The organism is Streptomyces sp. NPDC033131, assembly GCF_055578365.1.
In genome coordinates, this window is sequence record NZ_JBVIPA010000015.1 from 41344 (window position 1) to 63551 (window position 22208).

At 70.4% G+C, this 22208-nt stretch carries 17 protein-coding genes and 1 pseudogene; 8 read left to right on the plus strand and 10 right to left on the minus strand.

Annotation, left to right across the window (positions count from 1 at the left end):
• Positions 1 to 87: 87 nt before the first annotated feature.
• On the plus strand, positions 88 to 1089 hold the full coding sequence (locus tag ACZ5XS_RS20515) for an aldo/keto reductase family protein (protein WP_468653237.1): 1002 nt from the start codon (positions 88 to 90) through the stop codon (positions 1087 to 1089).
• Positions 1090 to 1453: 364 nt separating this feature from the next.
• Here the strand turns inward: ACZ5XS_RS20515 and ACZ5XS_RS20520 are convergent.
• The 5 genes and pseudogenes from ACZ5XS_RS20520 to ACZ5XS_RS20540 all read right to left on the minus strand — a co-directional run bounded on the left by ACZ5XS_RS20520 (position 1454) and on the right by ACZ5XS_RS20540 (position 9153).
• Positions 1454 to 2918: pseudogene (locus ACZ5XS_RS20520) on the minus strand (aminotransferase class I/II-fold pyridoxal phosphate-dependent enzyme).
• 140 nt (positions 2919 to 3058) lie between these two features.
• On the minus strand, positions 3059 to 3505 hold the full coding sequence (locus ACZ5XS_RS20525) for an SPW repeat protein (RefSeq protein WP_468653486.1): 447 nt from the start codon (positions 3503 to 3505) through the stop codon (positions 3059 to 3061).
• Positions 3506 to 3641: 136 nt separating this feature from the next.
• Complete coding sequence (locus tag ACZ5XS_RS20530; protein WP_468653239.1) at positions 3642 to 5900, minus strand: S9 family peptidase; 2259 nt, start codon at positions 5898 to 5900, stop codon at positions 3642 to 3644.
• Positions 5873 to 7657, minus strand: coding sequence for an N-acetylglutaminylglutamine amidotransferase (locus ACZ5XS_RS20535; protein ID WP_468653241.1), 1785 nt, complete (start codon positions 7655 to 7657; stop codon positions 5873 to 5875). Before ACZ5XS_RS20535 ends, ACZ5XS_RS20530 begins: the two co-directional genes overlap by 28 nt.
• 302 nt (positions 7658 to 7959) lie before the next feature.
• Positions 7960 to 9153, minus strand: coding sequence for a carboxylate-amine ligase (locus ACZ5XS_RS20540; protein ID WP_468653243.1), 1194 nt, complete (start codon positions 9151 to 9153; stop codon positions 7960 to 7962).
• 350 nt (positions 9154 to 9503) lie between these two features.
• Between ACZ5XS_RS20540 and ACZ5XS_RS20545 the strand changes: the two genes are divergently transcribed.
• From ACZ5XS_RS20545 to ACZ5XS_RS20555, 3 genes are all read left to right on the plus strand, one after another.
• Entirely contained in the window at positions 9504 to 10721 is a 1218-nt protein-coding gene (locus tag ACZ5XS_RS20545; RefSeq protein ID WP_468653245.1) for a PP2C family protein-serine/threonine phosphatase, read from the plus strand.
• A gap of 51 nt (positions 10722 to 10772) precedes the next feature.
• Positions 10773 to 11249 (plus strand): hypothetical protein, encoded by a 477-nt coding sequence (locus ACZ5XS_RS20550; RefSeq protein ID WP_468653247.1) that lies wholly within the window; start codon positions 10773 to 10775, stop codon positions 11247 to 11249.
• Positions 11250 to 11371: 122 nt separating this feature from the next.
• A complete protein-coding gene (locus ACZ5XS_RS20555; protein WP_468653249.1) occupies positions 11372 to 12319 on the plus strand; it encodes a hypothetical protein in 948 nt (315 codons plus the stop codon).
• A gap of 279 nt (positions 12320 to 12598) precedes the next feature.
• Here the strand turns inward: ACZ5XS_RS20555 and ACZ5XS_RS20560 are convergent, their stop codons facing one another.
• From ACZ5XS_RS20560 to ACZ5XS_RS20570, 3 genes are all read right to left on the minus strand, one after another.
• Entirely contained in the window at positions 12599 to 13309 is a 711-nt protein-coding gene (locus ACZ5XS_RS20560) for a hypothetical protein (protein ID WP_468653251.1), read from the minus strand.
• A 230-nt stretch (positions 13310 to 13539) separates the two neighbouring features.
• Positions 13540 to 14073 (minus strand): chloramphenicol phosphotransferase CPT, encoded by a 534-nt coding sequence (gene cpt, locus ACZ5XS_RS20565; protein ID WP_468653488.1) that lies wholly within the window; start codon positions 14071 to 14073, stop codon positions 13540 to 13542.
• 124 nt (positions 14074 to 14197) lie between these two features.
• The gene (locus ACZ5XS_RS20570; protein WP_468653253.1) at positions 14198 to 15595 is read right to left on the minus strand and encodes a glycoside hydrolase family 43 protein; all 1398 of its coding nucleotides are present in this window, start codon (positions 15593 to 15595) and stop codon (positions 14198 to 14200) included.
• Positions 15596 to 16282: 687 nt separating this feature from the next.
• Between ACZ5XS_RS20570 and ACZ5XS_RS20575 the strand changes: the two genes are divergently transcribed.
• The gene (locus ACZ5XS_RS20575; protein ID WP_468653255.1) at positions 16283 to 17287 is read left to right on the plus strand and encodes an ornithine cyclodeaminase family protein; all 1005 of its coding nucleotides are present in this window, start codon (positions 16283 to 16285) and stop codon (positions 17285 to 17287) included.
• Positions 17284 to 18462, plus strand: coding sequence for a DSD1 family PLP-dependent enzyme (locus ACZ5XS_RS20580; protein WP_468653257.1), 1179 nt, complete (start codon positions 17284 to 17286; stop codon positions 18460 to 18462). Before ACZ5XS_RS20575 ends, ACZ5XS_RS20580 begins: the two co-directional genes overlap by 4 nt.
• On the opposite strand, the gene ACZ5XS_RS20585 is transcribed toward ACZ5XS_RS20580, so the two are convergent.
• Entirely contained in the window at positions 18449 to 18949 is a 501-nt protein-coding gene (locus ACZ5XS_RS20585) for a hypothetical protein (RefSeq protein ID WP_468653258.1), read from the minus strand. The genes ACZ5XS_RS20580 and ACZ5XS_RS20585 overlap by 14 nt on opposite strands.
• A gap of 78 nt (positions 18950 to 19027) precedes the next feature.
• Positions 19028 to 20767 (minus strand): pyruvate dehydrogenase, encoded by a 1740-nt coding sequence (locus ACZ5XS_RS20590; protein ID WP_468653260.1) that lies wholly within the window; start codon positions 20765 to 20767, stop codon positions 19028 to 19030.
• 447 nt (positions 20768 to 21214) lie between these two features.
• Here ACZ5XS_RS20590 and ACZ5XS_RS20595 point away from each other — a divergent pair, with 447 nt between their 5' ends.
• Positions 21215 to 21682, plus strand: a complete 468-nt coding sequence (locus tag ACZ5XS_RS20595; protein WP_468653262.1) for a MarR family winged helix-turn-helix transcriptional regulator — start codon at positions 21215 to 21217, stop codon at positions 21680 to 21682.
• A gap of 211 nt (positions 21683 to 21893) precedes the next feature.
• Positions 21894 to 22202 (plus strand): GNAT family N-acetyltransferase, encoded by a 309-nt coding sequence (locus ACZ5XS_RS20600; RefSeq protein WP_468653264.1) that lies wholly within the window; start codon positions 21894 to 21896, stop codon positions 22200 to 22202.
• Positions 22203 to 22208 lie beyond the last annotated feature (6 nt).

The following is a 22208-nucleotide window of genomic DNA, read 5'->3' on the forward strand; positions in this document are numbered from 1 at the left end:
CCTCGGTGGATGATCTCCTTGAGCCGGTCGCATCAGCGGCCGGCTCAGGCGGGATCATGAGACACCTACGCTACGAGGGGTTCAACGATGGAATACCGGCATCTCGGCAACAGCGGCATGATCATCAGCGAGATCGCCTACGGCAACTGGCTGACCCACGGCTCGCAGGTCGAGGAGGAGGCCGCCGTCGACTGTGTGCGAGCCGCTCTCGACGCGGGCATCACGACGTTCGACACCGCTGACACCTATGCCGAGACACGCGCCGAGTCGGTGCTCGGGCGGGCGCTGAAGGGTGAGCGTCGCGAGGGGATCGAGATCTTCACCAAGGTGTACTGGCCCACCGGCCCCGGGAAGAACGACCGCGGGCTGTCGCGCAAGCACATCATGGAGTCGATCGACAACTCCCTGCGCAGGCTTGAGACTTCCTACGTGGATCTCTACCAGGCGCACCGGTTCGACCGGTTCACGCCGCTGGAGGAGACCATGGAGGCGTTCGCCGACGTCGTCCACTCCGGCAAGGCCCACTACATCGGTGTCTCCGAGTGGACGGCCGATCAGATACGGCGGGCGCACGCGCTGGCGCGGGAGCTGCGGGTCCCGCTGGTGTCGAGTCAGCCCCAGTACTCGATGCTGTGGCGGGTGATCGAGGGCGAGGTCGTGCCGACCAGCGAGGAGCTGGGCATCGGGCAGATCGTGTGGTCGCCGATCGCCCAGGGTGCGCTGACCGGCAAGTACCTTCCCGGGCAGCAGCCGCCGGCCGGCTCACGGGCGACGGACGACAAGGGCGCGGCGATGATCAGCCGCTTCCTGCGCGACGAGGTGCTGGACGCGGTGCAGCGGCTGAAGCCGCTGGCCGACGAGGCCGGCCTGACCCTGGCTCAGCTGGCGGTCGCGTGGGTGCTGCAGAACAGCAACGTGTCCGCCGCGATCGTCGGCGCCTCCCGGCCCGAGCAGGTGGCGGAGAACGCGAAGGCGGCCGGTGTGACGCTGGAGGCGGACCTGATGGCGCGCATCGACGAGATCGTGCTGCCGGTGGCGGTGACGGATCCGCATCTCGTGCATCAGAACGTGCCGGCGCAGCGTCCCTGAACCGGCTTCAGCGCAGCGCGCTGTCGGGTGCCCGGACCCCGGTACGCCCGCTGTCCGCGGTTCGGGCCGGAGATCGCTGGGGCGTAGCAGCGCCGCGCCGTGGAAGGCGGGCCACCATTGGCCTGGCCCGGCGCGAGTCCTGCCGAGCTCCGGCCCGCGCCGGGCCTACAGCGCGCTGACGGCCTGCCGCGCACTGACGGCTCGCTTCCCCTGGCGGCGCCGCGCACCAGTCGTACGGTGGCGGCGTCGCCGAAGTCCTGTGCCGGCAGGGCCTGGCGCAGGCGCTGCCGTTCCACGCCCCGCCACGGACGTGCCACGCATCGGTCTTGCTGCGGCTCCCCTGTTCCCGGCCTGCGCCCAGTCCTCAGTGCCGCGCGACGACCCGCAGCGTCCTGACCGAGGGGTCGGCCGCGTCCGGGATCAGGACGCCGTGTTCGACGCCGCTGCGCAGGTAGTCGAGGACCTCGTCGGTGATCACTTCGCCGGGCGCGATCACGGGCACGCCCGGCGGGTAGGGGCTGATCATCTCCGCGGCGATCCGTCCCGCGGCGCGCTCCGCGGGCACGTGGTCCACCTCGGCGAAGAACGCCTCGCGGGGCAGCATGGCCTGCTCCAGCTCCAGCGTCGAGGACTCCGGCAGGTGGACCGGCGGCTGGTGTTCGATGGAGTCGGCGCCGTCGACGAGGGCGCGCAGGGCGTCCAGCAGGATCTTCTCGGTCTCGTCGTCGTCGGCGTGCGTGATGGAGGCGCTGATACGGCAGGTGTCGGAGCCGCCCACGTCCACATGCCGGTGGGCCCGCAGCCACTCGGCCGCCTGCATGCCGCTGACACCCAGTTCCCGCACGTCGATCACGATCTTCAGGGGGTCGAACGAGGCGGCGAGCCCTTCGTCGACGACCTCCTGTCCCATGGGCCGCAGCCCCGGCAGCTCACCGGCAGCGACCCGGATCCGATTCGCGCGGTGCAGCGCGGCGTCCAGGAGTTCGTGCCCGTGCTGGACCATCTGGCGGCGCCAGCCGTCGAGGGTCGCGTACACCAGGGACGAGGCGCTGGTCGTGCCGAGCAGGTCCTCCCGCTGCTTGAGAGCCTCGGGCGACACCCGGTCGTACTGAAGGTGGAAGACGGAACTCTGCTCGATCGCGCTGCCCATCTTGTGGACGCTGGTGACCACGAGGTCGGCCTCGGCGTCCATGCCCCAGGCCGGCAGGTCGGGGTGGAACGGCAGGTGGGCGCCCCACGCCTCGTCGACGATGAGAGGGACGTCGAACTCGTGGCACACCCGCGCCACGCCTTGGACGTCCGCGCAGGTGCCCCAGTCGGTCGGCGTGATCAGCAGCATGCCCTTGGCGTCCGGGTGCTCCTGGAGGCGGCGGCGTACGTCGTCGGGCTCCGGTGGGTGGGCGACGTGCCGCTCCCGGTCGAACTTCGGGTGGACCCAGATCGGCTCGACCCCGTTGACGACGACGGCCGCGACCACGGCCTTGTGCGCGTTGCGCGACAGCAGCAGCTTCTCACCGGGCCCGGCCACGGCCAACATGGCGGTCTTCACCGACAGGGAACTGCCGCACGTGGAGAAGAACGCCTGGTCGGCGCCGACCGCGTCGGCCATGAGTTCCTGGGCCTGGCTGAGTACGCCCTGGGACTGGCGGCGGTCGTCCAGCCCGTTGAGGGACAGGACGTCCGAGCGGAACACGTCCAACCCGACGATCTCCAGTACCCGCGGGTCCACGCCGCGGCCCTGCTTGTGACCCGGCGGACCGTAGGCCACCTCTCCACGCCGCCGGAACTCCTGCAGCGCCTCCAGCCACCGGCACCCGCGAATGATCCATCGTTCCTCCCGAGTAGGTCCCCTGCCGACGTCCGGTCTGCTGTACGCCGATACGTGAGCCGGACGTCCCGGGCCCGGACCGGAACGGCCGGTCCGGGCCCGGAGGGGGGCGGCAGACGTGGCGCTACGACGGCCCTCGGCCTACGGGGCGGACATACCGCGTCCGGCCCGCGACGACCGCTTCTCGCCGGCAACCGCGCTGGCGGCCAGGCCCATCAGGAGGCCGATGACACCGACGATGACGTTGTTCCAGATGGTCCTGGTGGTGCTGACGTCACCGGAGACGACCCACGGCGCGATGATGGTCCACGCCCCCAGTGCGCAGGCAGCCCACGCCATGCTGTGCGTTCGCTCGTAGGCGCGGCCGAATCCCCCGCTCATCAGCAGCGCGTAGGCGATGCCGACGAGAAGGTTGTTGACCGCCAGAGCGGACAGGTTGCTGAACCCCGCGATCCACGGGGACGCCGCCAGATACACACCGGTGAGGAAGGCCATGGCTTCGATGGCCTGTGCCCTGGGTGTACTGGTGGCGCGCTCCGCCATCTCATGACGGTTGCGGATGTCGACGATGTCGGGATGGGTTTCCATCGACGACCTGGGAGAGGTTGCCACTCCCATCACCTCCTGGCAGCTCCGGGCTCCGGCCGTACACGACCGGTGTGTGGAACTCCACGAGTACCCCCCTCGCCCGACAGCCGAACCACCCCGAGTGAGGACAAAAGGCTCACACCTGGAGGTGCCGCTCCATCCAGTCCGCCGCGGCCCTGCGGAACAGTCGCCGGTTGTCCGCGCGCAGGAAGTCGTGGCCCTCGTCGCGCAGGGTGAGGAGTTGGGCGGGGATGCCGCGTTCGCGTGCGGCCCGTACGAACTGCTCGGACTCCCCCGGTGGCACGTTGGTGTCGTGTTCGCCGTGGACGGCGAGCAACGGAGCGCGCAGGGCATCGATGCGGCTCATCGGGGACAGGGCGTGCAGCAGCTCACGGTCGTACTCGGGGTGGCCGTACTTGTGCGCCGCCGACTCCGCGAGCCAGGGCTCCGTACCGGCGAAGAAGGTCAGCAGGTCGGACATGCCGCAGACGGCGACTCCGGTGCGGAACAGGTCCGGGTGCCACACGAGGGAGGCGAAGGTCAGATAGCCGCCGTAGGAACGGCCCATGACCGCCAGGCGTGTCGGGTCGGCGGGGCCCGCCGTGACCGCGTGGGCGGCGCAGTCCGCGACGTCGTTCAGGGCGGCGAAGCGGCCGGCGCCCAGGTCGGCGTCGACGAACGACCTGCCGTGTCCCGAGGAGCCGCGGACGTCGGGGGCGAAGACGTCGAGTCCACGGCCGAGCAGTTCGTGGTAGAGCGGGTTGAACACGGGGCGTTCCTGTTCCTCTGGACCGCCGTGCAGGTGGATCACGCAGGGCGCCGGCTCGCCCGCGGCGCGCCCGGGCGCCCTGTAGTACCAGCCGCTCAGGGGCAGTCCGTCGCGTGCCGTGAGGCGCAGGGCGACGGGGCGCACGGGCGGGCGGCCGGGCGGGACGGCGTCCTCGTCGTGGGAGGACCACGGGGTGCGGAGCGGGGACGCGCCGTCGTGGGCCCACACTCCCGGCCGGCGTTGGGACCCGGACAGCGCGAGCAGCAGTCGCCCCGGGCCGGCCGCCCTGATGCGCGTGACGACCTCATGGGGCAACGGAATCGGCCTGGTCGCCCCGGTGCCGTCCGGAGCCTGGTGTGCCGGGAAGGTCTCCAGCGATTCGAGTCGGCTCGCGCCCAGCACGTTCCACGCCAGCACGGCGGTGCGGCCGTCATGGGCGAAGGCGAGCAGTTCGAGGTCGCTGCCCTCGCGCTCCGCCACGACCGACCTGCCGCGCGGTTCGCCGTCGGCGCCGAGAGCGACGGCGAACAGTGCCGCGTACTCGCGGTCGGCGTTGCTGCGCAGCCACAGCGTCGTCGCGTCGGGAGAGAACCGGCCGATCCACGGATCGCCGTCGGCCACCTGAACGGTGCAGGTCGTCGTCGAGTCGGCCGTGCGCCGGAGAACCGCCTCCCGGCGACCGCGCGGTCCTCGGCGCAGCAGCACGAGTGCGCCGTCACGGCTGAGGTCGCACACGCGCAGGGTGGCGGCGTGCGTCTCCGTGGCGAGCAGGACGGGCGATGCGAGGCCGTCGGGATCGATCAGGTAGGCCGACAGGCCGCCACCGGACCGGATCGCCGGTGCCGCGGGAGCGGTGAGGTCGATCGGCGTCGCCTCCGGCCCCGTGCCCGGTCCCACGTCGTAGGTGGCTGAGCCCAGGAGGGTGGCACGGCCGTCGCGCTCGGCCCAGTCGGCCGGCAGGCGGGTGCCGTCGGGGTCGCTGTCGGCCGGGACGAGCTGTGCCGGCTGCCCCGTGCCGTCCCCGTGGGTGGGGCCGACCGGTGCGGCGACGGTGACGGCGACGGCCGAGCCGTCGTGCGCCCAGCAGCCCAGGTAGGCGGAGCCGGCCGGGTCGGCTCCGGCCAGGATGCGGCGGCCGGTGCCGTCGGGCCGTACGCACAGCACCCGGGTGTGTTCGCCGCCTCCTGGTGCGGTGGTGTACGCGATCCAGTGGCCGCCCGGTGACCAGGACACCTCTTTGACGGGATCCGGGGAGGAGTCGAGCAGGCGCACGTCGTCACCGTCGACGGGCCCGGCCCACAGCTGGGGGACGCCGCCCCGGTCGCAGACGAAGGCCACCCGGGTGCCGTCGGAGTTGGCCGAGGGATACCAGCAGCCGTGGGCGTGCAACCGGGTCACTGCATCCCGTGGGCCTCCCGCCTCGGGCAAGGGCACCGGGGCCGGGGCCGGGGCGGCGGCGGCAGAACCATGTGCGTCCGGCGGGCGGGGGTCCGGCGACGGCGCGGCCTCCCGGGCCGCGGCGGGCGTCCGGGGTTGAGGGGCGACGGGCGGCCGGGCGGGCGCCGCTTCGTGCGAGGCCCACGAGCTCGGCTCGTCGGTCACTTGATCCCGTGCGTCTGCAGCCATATCTCCAACAAAGCTACCTGCCACAGGGCGTTGGCTCCGCGCTTGGTGCGGTGCTCGTCGGGCGCCGCGAGGAGGTCGGCCACGTACGGCTCCTGGAAGACACCGCGCTTCTTCGCTTCGGGGGCCTCCAGCGCCTCGCGTACCCGGTTCAGGACGGGGCCCGCCATGTGCTTGATGGCCGGGACCGGGAAGTAGCCCTTGGGCCGTTCCACGACCTCCCGGGGCAGGACCTTGCGGCCGGCCTCCTTCAGCACGCCCTTGCCGCCGTCGGCCAGTTTGAGTTCGGGCGGGCAGGCCGCCGCCAGCTCCACCAGTTCGTGGTCGAGGAACGGCACTCGGGCCTCCAGGCCCCAGGCCATGGTCATGTTGTCGACCCGCTTCACGGGGTCGTCCACGAGCATGACGTGGGTGTCCAGCCGCAGGGCCGCGTCCAGGGCGGTCTGCGCTCCCGGGGCCGCCATGTGCTGCTTGACGAAGCGGCCCGAGATGTCGTCCTGGGGCAGCATGTGGGGCTGCAGGATCCGGGCGAGGTCGGCATGGGGCCGGTCGAAGTACGTCTCGGCGTACCGGTCCGGTTCCTCCTCGCGGGCGACCGCGGCCAGCTGTGGGTACCAGTGGTAGCCGGCGAACACCTCGTCGGCGCCCTGACCGCTCTGGACGACCTTCACGTCCTTGGACACCTGCTCGGACAGCAGATAGAAGGCGACCACGTCATGGCTGATCATCGGCTCGCTCATCGCCGCGACCGCCCCGTCCAGAGCCGTCGAGACCCGGTCGGAGGGAACCATCAGCCGCCGGTGGTCGGTGTCGAACTCACGGGCGACCAGGTCCGAGTACCGGAACTCGTCGCCCTCCTCCCCGCCCTCCGCCTCGAATCCGACACTGAACGTCATCAGGTCGCGCTGGCCCTCCTCGGCCAGCAGCGCGACGATCAGGCTGGAGTCCAGACCGCCGGAGAGCAGGACCCCGACCGGTACGTCGGAGACCATCCGACGGCGTACGGCCGTGCGCAGCGCCTCCAGGACGGCGTCCCGCCATTCGTCCGGGCCCATGCCGGCGTGCTGCGCCTGCCGCGTGTAGGGCGGCTGCCAGTAGCGGTGGTCGCGGTGGGTGCCGTCCGGCTCGATGACGCGCACGGTGGCCGGGGGGAGCTTGCGCACGCCTTGGAGGACGGTGTGCGGCGCCGCCACGGTGGCGTGCCAGCTCAGGTACTGGTGGACGGCCACCGGATCGAGCGAGGTGTCCACGTCCCCGGCGGCGAGGAGGGCCGGCAGCGAGGAGGCGAACCGGAGCCGGCCGGGTGTCCGCGCCAGGTACAGGGGCTTGATTCCGAGCCGGTCACGGCCCAGCACCAGGCGGCCGGTGCGGTGCTCGACGAGGGCGAAGGCGAACATGCCGTAGAAGTGCTCGACACAGGCGGTTCCCCACTGCTGGTAGGCCTTCACCACCACTTCGGTGTCGGACGTCGACGTGAAGCGGTGGCCGAGGCCCCGGAGCTCTTCGCGCAGCTCCTGGTAGTTGTACACGCAGCCGTTGAAGACGCCGGTGAGTTCGCCCGCGGCGTCGGTCATCGGCTGTGCTCCGCGGTCCGACAGGTCGATGATTTTCAGTCGTCGATGTCCCAGCGCCACCGCGCCCCGCGTCCAGATGCCCTCGCCGTCGGGTCCACGCGCGGCCAGCCGGTCGCTCATGCGCTCGACGGCCGCGGGATCGGGCCGTCGGCCGTCAAAGCGGATCTCCCCGCTCAAACCACACATGACGGGCCGCCTCCCTCACGCGCGTCTCGGGCCGCGTGCCGGAACGGGGGTGCCGGATCGCGCCTGCCGGTCACGACCCGGGCGATGCTGCTGGACATGACGAACGCCCTCCTGGACGGGTGGGTGAGGATGGGATGCGGTACGGCTGAGGAAGGTGGAGGCGACCGGTTCGCGGCGTCCATCGGCACCTCGCCGCGTCGGCTGCTGCCTGCGGCACGCCGACGGCCGGCTGCCGCGAGTGGACGCGGCTCACCCCCGAAGCCTTGGGGTGCGCTGCTGGGCTCATGACGTTCACCGGTGCCTCAGCTGCCGATGGCCTCCGGTGTTCCGGATCCGACAGGCGGGGCTGTCATGCCGCTGCCGGACGAGAGCCCGTTCTTACGACGGGCGGGTGCCGACCTGCGTCCCCTGCGCTCACCTCGGGTCTCGGCGATCAGCATGTCGACACAGGCGAGCAGGTCCTCCTCCCGGGCAGTCAGGCGCATACGGCGAGCGGCACTGCCGTCGGCGAGGGCCGCCTCGGTCAGCGTTCCGACGGTCTGCCAGTCCCCGTGGGCCTCGAGCGCGGGACGCAGTCGCATGAGCAGCTTCCGTACGACCTGCGGCGCAGGTGTTTCGCGGTGGGTCTCGGGGTCGACCAGGGTGCCCTCGAGGCCGGACCGGGCGGCCCGCCAGGCGGCGCCCCGCAGCCATTCGTGCCGTCCCTCGCAGGGCCGCGCCTCGCCCGTGCGAAGCCGCTCGCGGGCCTCGGTCACCAGAGCGCGGAACAGTCCGGCGATGAGCACGACGGTCTCCACACGCGGGCAGGCGTCGCAGATACGAAGTTCCAGCGTCTGCAGATGCGCGGACGGCCGTATGTCGTAGTAGATCATCCCGGCGTCGCTGATGATCCCGGCCCGGACGAGATCGCGCACGGCGGCGTCGTAGTCGGCCGCGCTCGCGAAGCAGCCGACCGGGCCCGCGGTCGGCCAGCGCTGCCACAGCAGCGTGCGCCAGCTGGCGTAGCCGGTGTCGGATCCCTGCCAGAACGGTGAGCTGGCCGACATCGCCAGGAGCACGGGCAGCCAGGGAGAGACCGCGCACATCACCCGTACCGCCGTGTCCCGGTCGGGGATGTCGACGTGGACCTGGGCGCCGCAGATGAGCTGCTCGTCGGCGACCTTGCCGTACTCCTCGACCATGTGGAGGTACCGCGCGTCGGCGGTGGGGTGCGCGGAGGCCCCGGGCGCCAGCGGCGCCGTACCCGCGGCCACCACCGCGAGCCCCAGTGAGGAGGCGGCGTCATCGAGCCGCCGTCTGGTTCTGGTGAGGTCGGCGTACAGGTCGTGCAAGGACGCGTGCACTCCGCTGTTCGACTCCACGGTGGACTGGTGGAGTTCGGTCGTGAAGTTCCGCTGGGGAAGCCGTCGCAGTACGGGGTCGGCGCGCGGCACGAGCAGCCCGCTCTCCACCTCCAGGATGTGGAACTCCTCCTCCACTCCGATACGAATGCTCACGGTCGCTCCTTGGGATGCCTGAACGCCTTCCCACCCGGGGTACGGTCCCTCACCGGGGGATACGGCGGCGTGTGGTGACCTCCAAGTGCCCAGGACGGCGAAGCGTAAGCGCAGCGACGAGCGTCTGTCGCAGGCGCATCACAGATGAGCGGCCATCCCTTTCGTGCCGGAACGTCCACCGAGAGAAGTGCCGGCTGTCACCCGCCTGCGGCCGGGCGCGACAATGGGGGATACGGGATGTTGCCCGGGACGCGGAGGGTGGCCGTCGTTTTTCCCGTTCGGGGAATGAACTCCCGGTTGCGGGAGACTCGGCGTATCCCCTCTCGTGGTACGTGGCCAGGGCGGTGATCATGACCGGCGACGGCACAGCCCGGATGCTGGGCGGTCTTCTGGACGCCGCGCACCTGGCCGCGCTGGAGGACCTGCCTGATCTGCTGACTGAGCACGCGTCCGCCGCCGGCCTCGACGATGCCCGGCTCTACGTGGCCGACCTGCGCCAGGTGACGCTGCGGGAGCTGACCGGGCGGGGCCTGGACGCGTGGGAAGGCGGCCAGGAGTACCCGATCGATTCCTCCGTGCCGGGGCGGGCCTTCCGGTCCACGCGCACCCTGACCGGCCCGGCATCCGCCGGTGGGCGCCACGTGTACTGGGTGCCGGTGCTGGACGGCACGGAACGCCTGGCCGTTCTCCGCGTGGAGGCCGCCGCCGGATCGGACACGGCGATACGCCACCTCGCGTCACTGATGGGTCACCTACTCGTCAGCAAGCGCCCCTTCAGCGACTCCTACGCGCGCCTGGTGCGAAGCCGTCCCATGAACATCGCCGCCGAGATGCAGTGGAAGCTGACTCCTCCCCTGACCCACGCCAACCGTCATGTGGTGATCGCGGCCGCGATGGAACCCGCGTACGACATCGCCGGCGACGCCTTCGACTACGCCGTGGCCGGCGACACCGTCCATCTGGCGATCTTCGACGCGATGGGCCACGACACCGCCGCCGGCCTGACCGCGAACCTGGCGGTCGCCTCCTGCCGCGCGGAGCGCCGCCAGGGCACCGGCCTGGCCACCATCAGCGAACGCATCGAGCAGGTCATGCTGCAGGAGTTCGGCATCCACCGCTACGTGACCGGGATCCTCGCCGACCTCGATGCCGCCACCGGCTCCCTCACCTGGGTCAACCGCGGTCACCATCCCCCCGTGCTGATCCGTGACGGCCGCTGGACGACGACCCTGCGGTGCCCGCCCGCACACCCCATGGGCACCCGTCTCGGACTCGATGTCACGCTGTGCACCGAACAACTGCAGCCCGGTGACCGGCTGCTGCTCTACACCGACGGCATCACCGAAGCCCGCGACCTGCGCGGCCGTGAATTCGGCCTGGCCCGGTTCACCGACTTCATCATCCGACACCACGCCGACGGGCTACCCGTCCCCGAAACACTGCGCCGTCTCATGCAGGCCGTCCTCGACCACCACCACGGCCATCTCTCCGACGACGCCACCGTCCTCTTCCTCGAATGGCACGGGCCCGCGCGAAACACGCAGTTGGCCTCCCCGACCGTGCCCTGAGTCGTGGGTTATTCGGTTGCCCGGCCACGCGTCACGGGATAGGAAGCCGTGATGACGTTGTTCGAGTGCCGGGAATGCGGCAGAAAACTCACCGGCACGCTGCATGTGCTGTCTGCGGTCCCCGAGGCACCCGCCCCGAATCCGGACCCGGTGACCGCGGAAGGCCGGCGTGCCCCGGCGACCATGCCCAGGGGCCGCTATGCGGTCGAGACGGAGCCGTGGGGGCCGCCCTTCGTCCCGGCGGAGACGGAGGGACCCGCATACCCGCGCGGTCCATGGATGGACGACGAACGTGGTCCGCTCACCTCGGCGGGCCCACGGGGCGATTTCGTCCTCCACCCGGAGGACGCCCGTGATCTCGTCACGCGTCCGAGCAGCGGGATGGCATGCTGCGGTCCCAGCGCGGACGGTGGGATGAACCTGGCCTGCACCTGCGGGGTGCTGGTCGCGACCCTTGCCGCTGACTGCTGGGGGCCGTACGAGCTCCATCTGGCAGCGGGCCGGGTCCGAGCGCTGCACCCGGACTGAGCGAAACGGTCACCGATGGCAGGGCGGACGGCCGGGTGGCAGAGGTGGCAGATGTGGCAGATGTGGCAGAGCAACTGCCTGCCGGGGTGCGCGGTGGCGGGGCTCGGTGGACCCTGAGAAACATGCAGCACAAGAGCGGCCGGGGCGGCGCGGGGCACGACGTGGAGGCCGCTCTGGACGAGCTGTACGCCACGGCGCCGTCCGACTTCGTGGCCCGCCGGGAGGTCCTGGCCGCCGCGGCCAGGACCGGCGGCCACGTGGAGGATGCCCGCCTCATCCATGCCGCCCGCCGCCCCACCCTCGCGGCCTGGGCGGCCAACCTGCTGCTGCGCTCCAAGCCGGACGAGAGCCGGCGCTTCCTCGAGCTGGGGCAGGCGCTGCGCGACGCCTACCAGACCCTGGACCCCGACGGGGTCAAAGAGCTTTCGGAGCAGCGCCGCAGTATCGTCTCCGCCCTGTCCCGGCAGACCGCCCAGCTCGCCCGGGACGCCGGTCACCGGCTGTCGGACACCGCTCAGCAGGACGTCGAATCCACCCTGCGCGCCGTACTCGCCGACCAGGGCGCGGCCGGTCAGTGGGCCACCGGCCGCCTGACATCCGCTCTCGTCCCGCCATCGACGTTTCCCCCCGCCACTCCCGCGTCAGCCGGCCCGTCGTCCAGGCCTCCCGAGCCGTCCCGGCGGTCCCGGGGAAAGGCCGCGCAGTCGTCGGCGCGGCCCAAGGCGAAGGACGAACTCGCCGACCGGCGGCGCCGCCGACAGGAGGAACTGACCCGAGCGCGAAAGGCGGCCAAAGCGGCCGAGCACCATCTGCGTAGTCAACGCACAGCCGAGTCGGACGCGGATGCGCAGCTGGAACGTGCGCGGGACCGTCAGGTTCAGGCCCGTCGACAAGTGGCCGCGGCCGAACAACAACTGCAACAGGCACGCGAAACCCTCCAGCGAGCCGAGCAGGAGCAACAGGAAGCCGAGGAACGGCGGCAGGCGGCGGCCGACGCCGTGGCCCGCGCCGAACGGCAGGCACGCGAGGCCGCCCAGGAGGTGGACCGCCTCGACGCACCCGGCACCTGAGCGCCGTACCGCGAACGCATGTCGCCGCGACGGTCGCCCCGGCGCACGGCTCGGTCATGCTCCCCCGCTCGCATGCCCCGAGCGTGCGAACTGGACCGGCGTGATCACTTCGGGCCGCTCACTCCGTGAGCCCGGCCGGTAGGCGTGTCGGCCGGGCTCAGGCGTCACACAACAGGGCCATGCCCGGGTGCTTTGGGGGCCGGCCTCTTCGTTGTGTGCGGGCGGCGGCGTCTGCGCCCCCGAGCACATCCTCGGTCAAGGGGAGAGTGCGGCCCGGTGTTATGCCTGGGTGTCCGCCGGGTCGACGATCTCGTCCTGAGACGGGGGCTGCACCGAGACCTTCTCGCCGTAGTCGTCAAAAGTCAGGGTGCTGTCCTCGGAGCCCGCGGTCGCGGCCTTCAGGATGTAGGGCTCCCCCTCGGTGGCGACATGCATGCTGATGCGGTTGCCCTCCTGCTCCTTCTCCAGGGTGAGGGCATCCTCGCCATCGACCTCGGTCTCTGTCCCGCGTTTCATCCCCTGCCGTTCGGTCTTGTCCTGGTCCATGGAGGCCAAGAACCGCTTCTTGTCGCAGAAGGCGGCGTCCGGTCCGTCCGCGGGAGCGGTGACCCACTTGCCCGCCAACCTGCCGGCAAGTTGCTCCCCCTGCTTGGCGTCACTGCCGCTCGCGCGCGCCGAGTTGGTCCAGAAGGCGCGGTCGCCCTTGATCAGGACGTCGCCGCCCTTACTGCGTAACAACTGGGCCCGGGCGCCGTCGCCGCTGATGCTTCCTGTGCAGTTGCCCTGGTCGTCCACTCGGATGTCGAGTTCGACGGTGCTTGCCCCCTTGACCTGCGCGGTTCCCTTCATGTGGACAGAGGACGCCTTGTCTGTGGCAGCAACCGCCTTGGCCGCGATGTCATCGGCCTTCTGCCCCGAGAAGGCCTCGTCGGGGGAATCGTCGCCGCACCCGGAGACAAGGAGCGCGCCCCCGAGGAGCGCACCGAGCACACAAGTGGTCCGTGTCCTGACTACCACCATGTTTCCGCCCTTCCGGCCGGTCCTCGCGCCGGCCATGCCGTGTCGTGTGACGCCCGTGAAGTCCGGACGCATGTCCCCGGATACCCCCAAGTCCCGCGTCTTCACTGCCACTTCACAGGAAGTCCGGGCCGACTCGAGCCGGCTGTGGCCGGGTGCTCGTTCCGGGGCTCACACACTGACCGAGGTTGCGGCTTAGTCGATCAGCTGACCTGGGCGGCGATGGTCCGTGCACACATCAGGGATTCGGTGTGCGTCGTGTCGACCTCCACGTCATAGGCCACTCCCTGGTGAACCACATCCGCCTGCAAAGCGGCCATTCCCTGGACGCGGTCTCCACGTGCGACCTCACGGCCTGCGGCGACAGCACTCTCGCACCTGACGCCGACCCACAGCACGTCCAGTCCGCCGAGAGCCTTCTGCCACCGTTCCCGGGATGCCGCGCCGCCGAGGAACACGTCATCGACGATGACCCTGGCGCCGGCACGGGCCATGGCCGCGATGCCCTCGATCCAGGCCGCGTCGAGCGCCCGGAAGTCCGCTCCGACGCTCACTCGGCCGTCCGGGGCGAACGTGATCCCCTCGTCCGACGCCCGCATCCGCGCGGGCATCGCGTCGACGAACGAATCGACCCCGAACGCCAGCCACGGATGGGGCAGTACGGCCTGCAGACACCGGACGATCCCGGACTTGCCCGAGCTGGAACCACCGTTGAGAAGGATCACCTGAGTCGTCACCGCGCCACAATAGGGCGTCTTCGACACGGCACCCATCGAATTGCGGCAGCACTTCGGGGCCGGCACACCCGCCCCGCGCGATCCCGAAGTGCCACCGCATGACGTCCGACTCGTCAGTCGCCCGTCAGTAGCCGACGAAGAAGGTGGCGTCGGCCTTCTCGGTGGTGGTGGAGACCGGGTCGATGCGCAGGACGTAGTCGGTGTGCCGGATGTAGCGGGTCGGGAAGTTGTACGAGCGGAAGGACGACCAGGAGGCGTCGGCCAGGCCGGAGGTCTTGTAGAACGTGGCGTCGGCGGCGAACGTCGAGGTTCCGTCGTTCTCGTCCAGTCGCAGGTTGTAGCTGTAGTGGCGCAGATAGCGGGTGGGGTAGTTGACCGACTGGAAGGACACACCCGCACTGTCGGCCAGGCCGGGCACGAGCTTCCACTGCGAGTCGGGATACGGGTCGAACGGGTAGGCATCGATACGGCCGACGGAGTTGGCGTGGCGGACGTAGCGGGCCGGGTAGTTGTAGGACTTCAGCCGGTTCCAGGCGGGAGAGCCCCACTTCGCCACGAGGTTGTTGTACTCGGTCGTGGTGATCGTCTCGATGGCGCAGTGCTTGGAGTTGAGGGGCTGGGTGTAAGCCCGCTGGTCCAGCGCGGTCCACGTGCCGGCGGCGAGGTCGTTGCTCTGCCAGGCGTAGAAGACACCGTTGGGCGTGTACGTGTCGCCCCACAGGTACCAGGTGCTGGAGGTCAGGGACTTGACCAGGGTCGGGGCCTCGGTGCCGCCTTGGGCAACGGGGGTGCTGAAGGGCGTGAAGCTGCCTGGCGCGAGGGTGGTGGAGCGCGCGCCGACGAGCTTCTGGTCCCTCTTGTAGTACAGGTAGTTGACGCCGTTCACGCCCACGGCGAGGTCGCCGTCGATGATGTCGTAGCCGGGGTCGAAGAAGACCTGCGGGGAGGTGACCGTCCGGAAGTCGGTGGTGTAGTTGACCATGATCACGTTGTGTCCGCTGGAGTTGACGGACGAGTAGATGATTCCGTACTGGCCGCGGCCGGCGTCCCAGAATGCCTCCGGTGCCCAGCTGTGGGTGACCATGTCGTGCAGCTTCACTCGGCGGTAGCCGGTGAAGGTGCGCAGGTCCGCGGAGTCCCAGACGTGGATGTACTGGCTGTTGTAGTTCCAGTCGGTGCCTTTGAGGTCCGTTGCGAGCACGACGAAGGTGCCGTCCTGCTTGCGCATGATGAACGGGTCGCGCAGACCGCCCGCGCCCTCGGTGGGTGTGACCACGGGGTTGTTCTGGTTCAGCGGCATCCAGCGCAGTCCGTCGGTGCTCACCGCCAGGTGCAGGCCGTAGTTGGCCTCGAGCATGGTGGTCGACTCGGTGAAGTAGCCCATGACGTAGGCCGAGTCCGCGGCGTAGGCGGGCAGTGCGCCGACGGTCAGCGTTCCGGTCACGGCCAGCGGCACGGTCGCGGCCATGCCGAGGAACAGTCGGCGCGACGGGCGGGAACCAGGGCTGGGACTTGCGCTCATGTGCTCTCCAGAGTGCGTGCGGGGGCGAGTGAGTGGCCGCGCCGAGCGGGAGGACCGGCGGGTGGGAGGACCTCTACGTACAACACCATGTGATCGATATTTCGAACCGAGTTCGGTGAATCGGTCAGAAGGTAGAGGTGAGGCGAGTGCGCGTCAACGGTTCTGACGTTCCTCCCCAATTCACGTGCGCGTCGCGGAGTGGGTGAAGCTCGAGCCCGCTCGGGGCACGGCCGCGTCGGGCAACGACCAACGGCTCCCCGCCCGACCTCGCCCCGTCAGCCGGCCGTACCGGCCGTACCGGCCGCAGGAGCCGAGCCGGACACCCTGAAGCACTCCCGGGGGCCCTGCCGTCGCGACACCAGGGCCCCCTTCGCGTGACTTCGCACGGCGCGCGGCCGTCACCGCCACGTCCGGGTCGTCTCGTGAACCGGTCCGCTGGACAACCATCGGGCAGGCGACTTAGACTCATTTTCCAGAGTTGGACGATTTATCCAATCGCGGCCGCCCGGTCGCTGAGCAGGGCGGACAAGGAGGAACTCGTACTCGCACGACAGCCGCACCAGGACGGCCACTTCGACTCGCGCGATGCCGCGATGCCTCGCCTCGATGCCTCGATGAACCATCGCGGACCTGCTCGGCGTGTCCCGGGGCGACCGCCTGCACCCCACCAAGTGAAGGACACCCTTCGTGACCGCCGCCGGACCGACCACCGACCCCGTACCCGCTTCCTCGTCCGGCTCCGGCCGGCCACCGGCTGCGCGCCGCCTGTTGCACATCACCGAGGAGCGGACCGCCGCGCTCGTGGACGAAGAACTGGCCTTTGAAGCGGCCCGCGCCGCCTTCGCCGCGACGGTCGACGGCACGCACTTTCCCGGCCTCGCCGTGCACGGGTCCGACTCCCGCAACCGGTTCACCCTGAAGCCGTCCGCCTCCGCGACGCACGCCGGGGTGAAGATCGGTACCTACTGGCCGGGCAACGCGGAGCACGGGCTGCCGCGTCACCACTCCACCCTGCTGCTTTTCGACCAGACGATCGGCAGAATCGCCGCCGTCCTGGAGGTCGGTACCGCGAACGCCTACCGGACCGCCGCGGCCGACGCTCTCGCGGTCGACCTGCTGGCCCGCGCCGGTGCCACCACCCTGGCGGTCTTCGGCACCGGGCACCAGGCGGCCCACGAGGTGCGGGCCGTCAGCCGCGTCCGGCCCATCGGCAAGGTCCTGGTCGTGGGACGCACCGCCGAGCGTGCCGAGCGGATGACCGCGGCCCTGGGTGCGGAAGGACACGCCGCCCGTAGCGTCGGCGCCGAGGAAGCCTGCGCCCAAGCCGATGTGATCGTCACCGCCACGACCGCCACGACCGCCACCCCACCGCTGTTCGAGGCCGCGTGGGTCCGCCCCGGTACGCACATCTCCTGCATGGGCTCCGACGCCCCCGGCAAGCGGGAACTCCCGACCGAACTGTTCAGCCGTGCCCGCGTCTTCTGCGACCTTCCCGAGCAGGCCCGCCGCCTGGGCGAAGGCCAGCACGCCCCTGCGGAGACGGTCCTCACCCCACTCGGCGAGGTCCTCACCCACCGGGCCACGGGACGCACCGCCGACAGCGACATCACGCTCTTCGACAGCTCCGGAATCGGAGTGCAGGACCTTTTCCTGGGTCTGGCCCTCCTGAAGAAGATGGACATCACCCTGTGAACACCCCCGCAAGCGCCAACAGCCCTGACCTCGCCGGGACTCTGGCCGACCCCGACACCCCTTTCGCCGTCGTCGACGTCCACAGGACCCGGCGCAACGTCGAGCGTCTGGCTGCCAGGGCCGACCGGCTCGGGGTCGCCCTGCGCCCCCACGTGAAGACGGCCAAGAGCCTCGACGTCGCCCGTCTCCTGCACGACGACACACCCTGCCCGGTCACCGTCTCCACCCTTGCCGAGGCCGAGACGTTCGCCGACGGCGGTTACACGGACATCACCTACGCCGTCGGTATCGACCCCCACAAACTCCCGCGCGTCCTCGCGCTGCTGCGCCGCGGCGTCACCCTGCGCGTCCTGCTGGACAGCACCGAGCAGGCGGCGTTCGTCGCCGAAGCCTCCCGCCAGGCCGGCCTTCCCATCCCCACTCAGGTCGAGATCGACTGCGACGGGCACCGCGGGGGCGTCAGGCCCGACGACCCCGCGCTCCCGGAGATCGGCCGCATCCTGCACGCCGCGGGCTGCCTGGACGGCGTGCTGACCCACGCGGGCGAGTCCTACTTCGCCTACGCCGCCGAAGAACAGCGCCTGGCGGCGAAGAACGAACGCGACACCGCAGTCGCGGCGGCCGTTCGCCTGCGCGCGGCCGGCCTTCCCGTGGCGACCGTCAGCGTCGGCTCCACCCCCACCGCCCACGCGGCCGACGACCTCACGGGCGTCACAGAACTGCGCGCGGGAAACTACGTCTTCTTCGACCTGGTGATGGCCGGCCTCGGCGTCTGCCATATCGAGGACCTCGCGCTGTCGGTCGTCGTCACCGTCATCGGCCACCGTCCCGAACACGGGTGGATCATCACCGACGGCGGCTGGATGGCCATGTCCCGCGACCGTGGCACCGCAGCCCAGGCGCAGGACCAGGGCTACGGCCTGGTGACCGACCTGGACGGCAACCTCATCCCGGGTCTGGTCATGACGGCCGCAAGCCAGGAACACGGCACCCTCACCGCCCGCGGCGGCGCCCACCTTCCCGACCTGCGGATCGGCACCCGCCTGCGCATCCTGCCCAACCACGCCTGCGCCACCGCCGCCCAGCACCACGGCTACCACGTCATCGACGGCACGCGGACCACGAACACCGCGCCGGCGATCCAGGCCTACTGGGAACGCGTCACCGGCTGGTGACCGAACGGGGCCGCGGGGTGCGGACGTGATGTGATGCGAACCTCGCGGTGTCCGGTGGGCCGGCGATCGTGGCGAGCCGCAGCTTGGTCTCGTCCGCACTGCCGGGCACCGCAGCATGATCAGGATCCGGAAGTACCGGGGAACTGCGCGCGACGCTCAGCCGCTTCCCGCAGTCACAGCGCGGACGGACCGTCATCAGCGCGCGGACCGGCGCTTCGGCATAGTCGCCGACGCGGACCGACTGATGTCGGGCACAGGCGGGACGGTCGAAGCGTCGGCACGGCATCGCGATCGGCTGCGGCTCGGCTAGGGCTACGGCCACGGCCACGGCCACGGCCACGGCCACGGCTACGGTGACCAACGCGGGAGCCGAGATGTCCGGGGCCGCCTCCACCTCGCCGTAGCGCTCGCGGGACAGCTCGATGCAGCCGTCCACGTCCACGTCCACGTCGACGAAGCCGGCGGGCCCGCCCGTGGGTCCAGCCACACGAGCGGGCCCGTCGCCAGCCACCGCACGCGGCCACCGGCGTGACCGGTGGCCGGCTCGCTACAGAGGCGGGCGGGTCTACGGCCGCGGAACGTTGCGCAGGTTGGCCCGGGCCAGATCGAGCATCTTCCCGACGCCCCCGTTGAGCACCGTGCGGCCTGCCGAGAAGGCGAACCCCTTGACCTGTTCGCCGGAGATGTGCGGCGGGATCGACAGGGCGTTGGGGTCGGTGACCAGATCCACCAGGCAGGGTCCGTCGTACGACAGCGCCTCCCGCAGGCCTTCGCGGATCTGCCCGGGCTTCTCGATGCGGATCGAGTGGATTCCGACGCCCGCGGCGATGGCGGCGTAGTCCACGGCCTCGTGGTCGGTCTGGTAGTCGGGCAGGCCGTCGACCATCATCTCCAGCTTGACCATGCCGAGGGAGGAGTTGTTGAAGACGATCGTCTTCACCGGCAGGTTGTGCAGCTTCACCGTGAGCAACTCGCCCATGAGCATGCCCAGTCCACCGTCTCCCGACATCGAGATCACCTGACGGTCGGGGTAGGCGAACTGGGCGCCGATGGCGTGCGGGAGCGCGTTGGCCATGGTGCCGTGCAGGAAGGAACCGATGACACGGCGGCGGCCGTTGGGCGTGATGTAACGGGCCGCCCACACGTTGCACATGCCGGTGTCGACGGTGAACACCGCGTCGTCGTCGGCGAGTTCGTCGAGAACAGCGGCCGGGTATTCGGGGTGGATCGGTACGTGGTGCTCGACGTTGCGGGTGTAGGCGGAGACCACGTTCTCGAGGGACTTGGCGTGGTGGCGCAGTGTCCGGTCCAGATATGAGCGGTCGCGCTTGGCCTCGACCAGCGGCAGCACCGCGCGTACCGTCTCGCCCACGTCGCCGTGCACGCCCAGCTCGAGCGCGGTCCGCCGCCCGATCCGCCCCGCGTCGTGGTCGATCTGTACGGTGCGGGCCTGGGGCAGGAAGTCGTCGTACGGGAAGTCGGTGCCGAGCAGCACCACGAGGTCGGCCTCGTGCATGGCGTCGTAACAGGCGCCGTAGCCGAGCAGTCCGCTCATGCCGACGTCATAGGGGTTGTCGTACTGGATCCACTCCTTGCCGCGCAGTGTGTGCCCGACCGGCGCGTTCACCCGGCTCGCGAGCTCCATCACCTCGGCGTGCGCGTCCCGGACGCCGGCGCCGCAGAAGAACATCACCTTCTCGGCCGCGTCGAGCCTCGCCGCTAGTTCCCGCACCTGTTCGGCCGGGGGGACGACCCGGCCGCGGGCGGTGACGAAGTTGCTCGAGCCGGTGGGGTTGGTGGCGGGCGCGTGGGACAGGTCGCCGGGCATGACAAGCACCGACACTCCGTTGTCGGACAGCGCGCGCTGTACGGCGATGCGCACCATCCGCGGCATCTGCGACGGCTGGCTCACCATCTCGCAGTACCGGCTGCACTCGATGAACAGCCGTTCCGGGTGCGTCTCCTGGAAGAACCCGGTGCCGATCTGCTTCGACGGGATGTGTGAGGCGATCGCGAGCACCGGAGCGCCGGAGCGGTTCGCGTCGTACAGGCCCTGGATCAGGTGGGTGTTGCCCGGGCCGCAACTGCCCGCGCACACCGCGAGCCGTCCGGTCACCTGGGCCTCGGCCGCAGCGGCCAACGCCGCCGCCTCCTCGTTGCGCACATGGATCCACTCGATGCCGTCGGTACGCCGGATCGCGTCCACGACGGGATTGAGGCTGTCGCCGACGACGCCATAGATCCGCTCCACCCCTGCCTGTCGCAGGACGTCGATCAGTTGCTGTGCCACGGTCGGGTTACGCACCAGGGTCCTCCTCGAACGGTTTCTCGACAGTTCCGTCCCCCATTGGCTCGTGGAAGCGGGAGGGGCGACGAGCCCGCTTGCCGGGTGAACGTCACCCAGTCCATCGTCACCCGCACCTTCGACCAACTCGACGTCGTGGGTGCACGACCCCCTCCCTTCCAGGAGGGTGGCCTCGGCCGCGATGCCGATCGGCCGGCCAAGTCGCTGCTCGGCCGCGGGAATGGCGGGCAGGGACAGCATTGCACGCAGTCGGCGAGGACGACGGCATCGGCATCCACCCCCGGGCGTCGCGGACGCCGCACGTGGCCCACACCGGACGAGCAGGACCGTCGGTCAAGGCAGGGAGTGGCACCCTGCCGGTCGTCGCCGCGGGTCAGGCGGACCGGCGCCGTACCAGCCATCCCTCGCCACAGATGATGCATCAACAAATCGCATACACTGCCACGTATGACTGAGACGACGCACTGGCTCACCGAGCCGGAGCAGCATGCCTGGCGCAGCTTCGTGCGGATGCAGCACAAGCTCCTGGGCCGACTGGGCCGCGAAATGCAGGCCGAGTCCGGTCTGTCCACCGCGGACTACGGAGCACTCGTCCACCTCACCGAAGCCCCCGGGGGGCGGCTACGCGTCCTGGAGCCGGCCAGGGCGGTGGAGTGGGAAAAGAGCCGGATGTCCCACCACATCAACCGGATGACCAAGCGCGGTCTGGTCGTACGGGAGGACTGCCCCACCGACGCACGCGTGGCGTTCGTCGTCGTCACCCCCGCCGGCCGCGAAGCCCTCGCGGCGGCCGCCCCCCGTCATGTCGAAGCAGTCCGCCGCCTGTTCATCGACGCGCTCAGCCCGGCGGAGCTCGCGATGCTCGCCCAGATCTCCGGCCTCGTCCTCGACGGGCTGGCGAAGGACTGCGGGTGAGCAAGTGACGCGATATGCGGCACTCCCCACTCGCCAGCTGCTGACCGCGCCGAGTAAGGACGGCACCCACGGGACGGCAGGGCCGCCGCAGGGCGAGGGGAGAAGGGAGCCAAAAAAATCGCGTTGCCTCGGATCTCGGATAGGCATAGTCGGCGTTGACACATCAAACCGCACTGGGTATTTTGTTGACACATCAACTCAGGAGGAAAAAGTGACCGTCAAGGTGATCGACGTACCTGAAGCCCGCCGCTACGAGGCCATCGTGGACGGTGGAACCGAGGTCGCGGGCTTCTCGCAGTACATCCGCACATCGGAACTGATCGCCTTCCTGCACACGGAGGTGGATCCGGCGTTCGAGGGCAAGGGGGTTGGCTCCGCGCTGGCTCGGACCTCCCTGGACGAGGCACGCGCCGCAGGTCTGCGCGTGCTGGCCACCTGCCCCTTCTACGCAGCATGGATCGGCCGCCACCCCGAGTACGCCGATCTGCTGTACCAGTCCCGTAGCAAGGTCAGCGACTGACCCGGC

Excerpts from the sequence above, each read along its gene's own strand:
- ACZ5XS_RS20570 (WP_468653253.1), bottom strand. The coding sequence starts at position 15,595 with ATGAGCGCAAGTCCCAGCCCTGGTTCCCGCCCGTCGCGCCGACTGTTC.
- ACZ5XS_RS20545 (WP_468653245.1), top strand. The coding sequence starts at position 9,504 with ATGACCGGCGACGGCACAGCCCGGATGCTGGGCGGTCTTCTGGACGCC.
- ACZ5XS_RS20525 (WP_468653486.1), bottom strand. The coding sequence starts at position 3,505 with ATGGAAACCCATCCCGACATCGTCGACATCCGCAACCGTCATGAGATG.
- ACZ5XS_RS20555 (WP_468653249.1), top strand. The coding sequence starts at position 11,372 with ATGCAGCACAAGAGCGGCCGGGGCGGCGCGGGGCACGACGTGGAGGCC.
- ACZ5XS_RS20550 (WP_468653247.1), top strand. The coding sequence starts at position 10,773 with ATGACGTTGTTCGAGTGCCGGGAATGCGGCAGAAAACTCACCGGCACG.
- ACZ5XS_RS20535 (WP_468653241.1), bottom strand. The coding sequence starts at position 7,657 with ATGTGTGGTTTGAGCGGGGAGATCCGCTTTGACGGCCGACGGCCCGAT.
- ACZ5XS_RS20515 (WP_468653237.1), top strand. The coding sequence starts at position 88 with ATGGAATACCGGCATCTCGGCAACAGCGGCATGATCATCAGCGAGATC.
- ACZ5XS_RS20595 (WP_468653262.1), top strand. The coding sequence starts at position 21,215 with ATGACTGAGACGACGCACTGGCTCACCGAGCCGGAGCAGCATGCCTGG.
- ACZ5XS_RS20530 (WP_468653239.1), bottom strand. The coding sequence starts at position 5,900 with ATGGCTGCAGACGCACGGGATCAAGTGACCGACGAGCCGAGCTCGTGG.